This is a genomic window from Pseudomonas frederiksbergensis (assembly GCF_000802155.2).
GTDB classification, from domain to species: domain Bacteria; phylum Pseudomonadota; class Gammaproteobacteria; order Pseudomonadales; family Pseudomonadaceae; genus Aquipseudomonas; species Aquipseudomonas frederiksbergensis_A.
This window is the reverse complement of the sequence record NZ_JQGJ02000043.1, coordinates 1-5,264: the sequence shown is the minus strand read 5'-3', so window position 1 is coordinate 5,264 and position 5,264 is coordinate 1. Positions and strand designations below refer to the sequence as shown.

2 tRNA genes and 2 rRNA genes are annotated in these 5,264 nt (G+C 52.1%); all 4 read right to left on the bottom strand.

What is annotated here, in order from left to right:
* Positions 1-127 precede the first annotated feature (127 nt).
* The 4 genes from JZ00_RS29405 to JZ00_RS29390 all read right to left on the bottom strand — a co-directional run bounded on the left by JZ00_RS29405 (position 128) and on the right by JZ00_RS29390 (position 5,053).
* Positions 128-3,019 (bottom strand): 23S ribosomal RNA (locus tag JZ00_RS29405).
* Between the two features lie 250 nt (positions 3,020-3,269).
* Positions 3,270-3,345 (bottom strand) — tRNA-Ala (locus tag JZ00_RS29400).
* 27 nt (positions 3,346-3,372) lie between these two features.
* Positions 3,373-3,449, bottom strand: a tRNA-Ile gene (locus JZ00_RS29395).
* Between the two features lie 65 nt (positions 3,450-3,514).
* A 16S ribosomal RNA gene (locus JZ00_RS29390) occupies positions 3,515-5,053 on the bottom strand.
* The 16S and 23S rRNA genes sit together here with 2 tRNA genes alongside, the layout of an rRNA operon.
* Positions 5,054-5,264 lie beyond the last annotated feature (211 nt).

Here is a 5,264-nt window from a genome sequence, read left to right as displayed (position 1 = left end):
CCTCGCTTCAGCAAATTGGGTATGTGACAGCTTTCGGTGTTTTGTGAGTTTCGAACTTTCGGTTCGTTTCGTCTTCACACACCGCAATCTGGTGCTCTTTCGAGTCAGCAAATTGCTTGGGTGTTATATGGTCAAGCCTCACGGGCAATTAGTACAGGTTAGCTCAACGCCTCACAGCGCTTACACACCCTGCCTATCAACGTCGTAGTCTTCGACGGCCCTTCAGGGAGCTCAAGGCTCCAGTGAGATCTCATCTTGAGGCAAGTTTCCCGCTTAGATGCTTTCAGCGGTTATCTTTTCCGAACATAGCTACCCGGCAATGCCACTGGCGTGACAACCGGAACACCAGAGGTTCGTCCACTCCGGTCCTCTCGTACTAGGAGCAGCCCCTCTCAAATCTCAAACGTCCACGGCAGATAGGGACCGAACTGTCTCACGACGTTCTAAACCCAGCTCGCGTACCACTTTAAATGGCGAACAGCCATACCCTTGGGACCGGCTTCAGCCCCAGGATGTGATGAGCCGACATCGAGGTGCCAAACACCGCCGTCGATATGAACTCTTGGGCGGTATCAGCCTGTTATCCCCGGAGTACCTTTTATCCGTTGAGCGATGGCCCTTCCATACAGAACCACCGGATCACTAAGACCTACTTTCGTACCTGCTCGACGTGTCTGTCTCGCAGTCAAGCGCGCTTTTGCCTTTATACTCTACGACCGATTTCCGACCGGTCTGAGCGCACCTTCGTACTCCTCCGTTACTCTTTAGGAGGAGACCGCCCCAGTCAAACTACCCACCATACACTGTCCTCGATCCGGATAACGGACCTGAGTTAGAACCTCAAAGTTGCCAGGGTGGTATTTCAAGGATGGCTCCACGCAGACTGGCGTCCACGCTTCAAAGCCTCCCACCTATCCTACACAAGCAAATTCAAAGTCCAGTGCAAAGCTATAGTAAAGGTTCACGGGGTCTTTCCGTCTAGCCGCGGATACACTGCATCTTCACAGCGATTTCAATTTCACTGAGTCTCGGGTGGAGACAGCGCCGCCATCGTTACGCCATTCGTGCAGGTCGGAACTTACCCGACAAGGAATTTCGCTACCTTAGGACCGTTATAGTTACGGCCGCCGTTTACCGGGGCTTCGATCAAGAGCTTCGCGTTAGCTAACCCCATCAATTAACCTTCCGGCACCGGGCAGGCGTCACACCCTATACGTCCACTTTCGTGTTTGCAGAGTGCTGTGTTTTTAATAAACAGTCGCAGCGGCCTGGTATCTTCGACCGGCGTGGGCTTACGCAGCAAGTGCTTCACCCTCACCGGCGCACCTTCTCCCGAAGTTACGGTGCCATTTTGCCTAGTTCCTTCACCCGAGTTCTCTCAAGCGCCTTGGTATTCTCTACCCAACCACCTGTGTCGGTTTGGGGTACGGTTCCTGGTTACCTGAAGCTTAGAAGCTTTTCTTGGAAGCATGGCATCAACCACTTCGTCACCCAAAGGGTAACTCGTCATCAGCTCTCGGCCTTGGAATCCCGGATTTACCTAAGATTCCAGCCTACCACCTTAAACTTGGACAACCAACGCCAAGCTGGCCTAGCCTTCTCCGTCCCTCCATCGCAATAACCAGAAGTACAGGAATATTAACCTGTTTTCCATCGACTACGCTTTTCAGCCTCGCCTTAGGGACCGACTAACCCTGCGTCGATTAACGTTGCGCAGGAAACCTTGGTCTTTCGGCGTGGGTGTTTTTCACACCCATTGTCGTTACTCATGTCAGCATTCGCACTTCTGATACCTCCAGCAAGCTTCTCAACTCACCTTCACAGGCTTACAGAACGCTCCTCTACCGCATCACTTACGTGATACCCGTAGCTTCGGTGTATGGTTTGAGCCCCGTTACATCTTCCGCGCAGGCCGACTCGACTAGTGAGCTATTACGCTTTCTTTAAAGGGTGGCTGCTTCTAAGCCAACCTCCTAGCTGTCTAAGCCTTCCCACATCGTTTCCCACTTAACCATAACTTTGGGACCTTAGCTGACGGTCTGGGTTGTTTCCCTTTTCACGACGGACGTTAGCACCCGCCGTGTGTCTCCCATGCTCGGCACTTGTAGGTATTCGGAGTTTGCATCGGTTTGGTAAGTCGGGATGACCCCCTAGCCGAAACAGTGCTCTACCCCCTACAGTGATACATGAGGCGCTACCTAAATAGCTTTCGAGGAGAACCAGCTATCTCCGAGCTTGATTAGCCTTTCACTCCGATCCACAGGTCATCCGCTAACTTTTCAACGGTAGTCGGTTCGGTCCTCCAGTCAGTGTTACCTAACCTTCAACCTGCCCATGGATAGATCGCCCGGTTTCGGGTCTATTCCCAGCGACTAGACGCCCTATTAAGACTCGCTTTCGCTACGCCTCCCCTATTCGGTTAAGCTCGCCACTGAAAATAAGTCGCTGACCCATTATACAAAAGGTACGCAGTCACCCAACAAAGTGGGCTCCCACTGCTTGTACGCATACGGTTTCAGGATCTATTTCACTCCCCTCTCCGGGGTTCTTTTCGCCTTTCCCTCACGGTACTAGTTCACTATCGGTCAGTCAGTAGTATTTAGCCTTGGAGGATGGTCCCCCCATATTCAGACAAAGTTTCTCGTGCTCCGTCCTACTCGATTTCACTTCTAAGATCCTTTCGCGTACAGGGCTATCACCCACTATGGCCGCACTTTCCAGAGCGTTCCGCTAAAATCAAAGAAGCTTAAGGGCTAGTCCCCGTTCGCTCGCCACTACTAAGGGAATCTCGGTTGATTTCTTTTCCTCAGGGTACTTAGATGTTTCAGTTCCCCTGGTTCGCCTCTTGCACCTATGTATTCAGTACAAGATAACCATCTTATGATGGCTGGGTTCCCCCATTCAGACATCTCCGGATCAAAGTCTGTTTGCCGACTCCCCGAAGCTTTTCGCAGGCTACCACGTCTTTCATCGCCTCTGACTGCCAAGGCATCCACCGTATGCGCTTCTTCACTTGACCATATAACCCCAAGCAATCTGGTTATACTGTGAAGACGACATTCGCCGAAAATTCGATTGAGCTCCAAGAGCCCTTCACAAATTTTACCTTAGCCTGATCCGTTACCAGTGAAAGTAACGTCCAGTCTATCTTTCTATCACATACCCAAATTTTTAAAGAACGATCTAATCAAAAGACTAGAAATCAACATTCATCACCGCCTTGGTGGAATGCTCATTTCTAAGCTTTAAACGTTGGAACCAATCTGTAATGGTGGAGCCAAGCGGGATCGAACCGCTGACCTCCTGCGTGCAAGGCAGGCGCTCTCCCAGCTGAGCTATGGCCCCGTATCGCTACAGGGTACACCATGAAATTGGTGGGTCTGGGCAGATTCGAACTGCCGACCTCACCCTTATCAGGGGTGCGCTCTAACCAACTGAGCTACAGACCCAATCGTCTTCTTCAATGAATCAAGCAATTCGTGTGGGAGCTCATGAAGCAGCTGCGGTCGTCGATTAAGGAGGTGATCCAGCCGCAGGTTCCCCTACGGCTACCTTGTTACGACTTCACCCCAGTCATGAATCACACCGTGGTAACCGTCCCCCCGAAGGTTAGACTAGCTACTTCTGGTGCAACCCACTCCCATGGTGTGACGGGCGGTGTGTACAAGGCCCGGGAACGTATTCACCGCGACATTCTGATTCGCGATTACTAGCGATTCCGACTTCACGCAGTCGAGTTGCAGACTGCGATCCGGACTACGATCGGTTTTGTGGGATTAGCTCCACCTCGCGGCTTGGCAACCCTCTGTACCGACCATTGTAGCACGTGTGTAGCCCAGGCCGTAAGGGCCATGATGACTTGACGTCATCCCCACCTTCCTCCGGTTTGTCACCGGCAGTCTCCTTAGAGTGCCCACCATAACGTGCTGGTAACTAAGGACAAGGGTTGCGCTCGTTACGGGACTTAACCCAACATCTCACGACACGAGCTGACGACAGCCATGCAGCACCTGTCTCAATGCTCCCGAAGGCACCAATCCATCTCTGGAAAGTTCATTGGATGTCAAGGCCTGGTAAGGTTCTTCGCGTTGCTTCGAATTAAACCACATGCTCCACCGCTTGTGCGGGCCCCCGTCAATTCATTTGAGTTTTAACCTTGCGGCCGTACTCCCCAGGCGGTCAACTTAATGCGTTAGCTGCGCCACTAAGAGCTCAAGGCTCCCAACGGCTAGTTGACATCGTTTACGGCGTGGACTACCAGGGTATCTAATCCTGTTTGCTCCCCACGCTTTCGCACCTCAGTGTCAGTATCAGTCCAGGTGGTCGCCTTCGCCACTGGTGTTCCTTCCTATATCTACGCATTTCACCGCTACACAGGAAATTCCACCACCCTCTACCATACTCTAGCTCGACAGTTTTGAATGCAGTTCCCAGGTTGAGCCCGGGGATTTCACATCCAACTTAACGAACCACCTACGCGCGCTTTACGCCCAGTAATTCCGATTAACGCTTGCACCCTCTGTATTACCGCGGCTGCTGGCACAGAGTTAGCCGGTGCTTATTCTGTCGGTAACGTCAAAACACTAACGTATTAGGTTAATGCCCTTCCTCCCAACTTAAAGTGCTTTACAATCCGAAGACCTTCTTCACACACGCGGCATGGCTGGATCAGGCTTTCGCCCATTGTCCAATATTCCCCACTGCTGCCTCCCGTAGGAGTCTGGACCGTGTCTCAGTTCCAGTGTGACTGATCATCCTCTCAGACCAGTTACGGATCGTCGCCTTGGTGAGCCATTACCTCACCAACTAGCTAATCCGACCTAGGCTCATCTGATAGCGCAAGGCCCGAAGGTCCCCTGCTTTCTCCCGTAGGACGTATGCGGTATTAGCGTCCGTTTCCGAGCGTTATCCCCCACTACCAGGCAGATTCCTAGGCATTACTCACCCGTCCGCCGCTCGCCACCAGGTACAAGTACCCGTGCTGCCGCTCGACTTGCATGTGTTAGGCCTGCCGCCAGCGTTCAATCTGAGCCATGATCAAACTCTTCAGTTCAAACATCTTTGGGTTTTGAGAAAACCCTAAACTTGGCTCAGCAATCGTTGGTTACATCTTTGATTTCTCGCGGAGTAACTTGTGATGCTGATAATCTGTTGACTAGCAGTCTGACTCCACAAGCACCCACACGAATTGCTTGATTCAGTTGTTAAAGAGCGGTGGGTTGAGCCTTTCGTCTCAACCGAGGCGCGCATTCTACAGCGCCCCG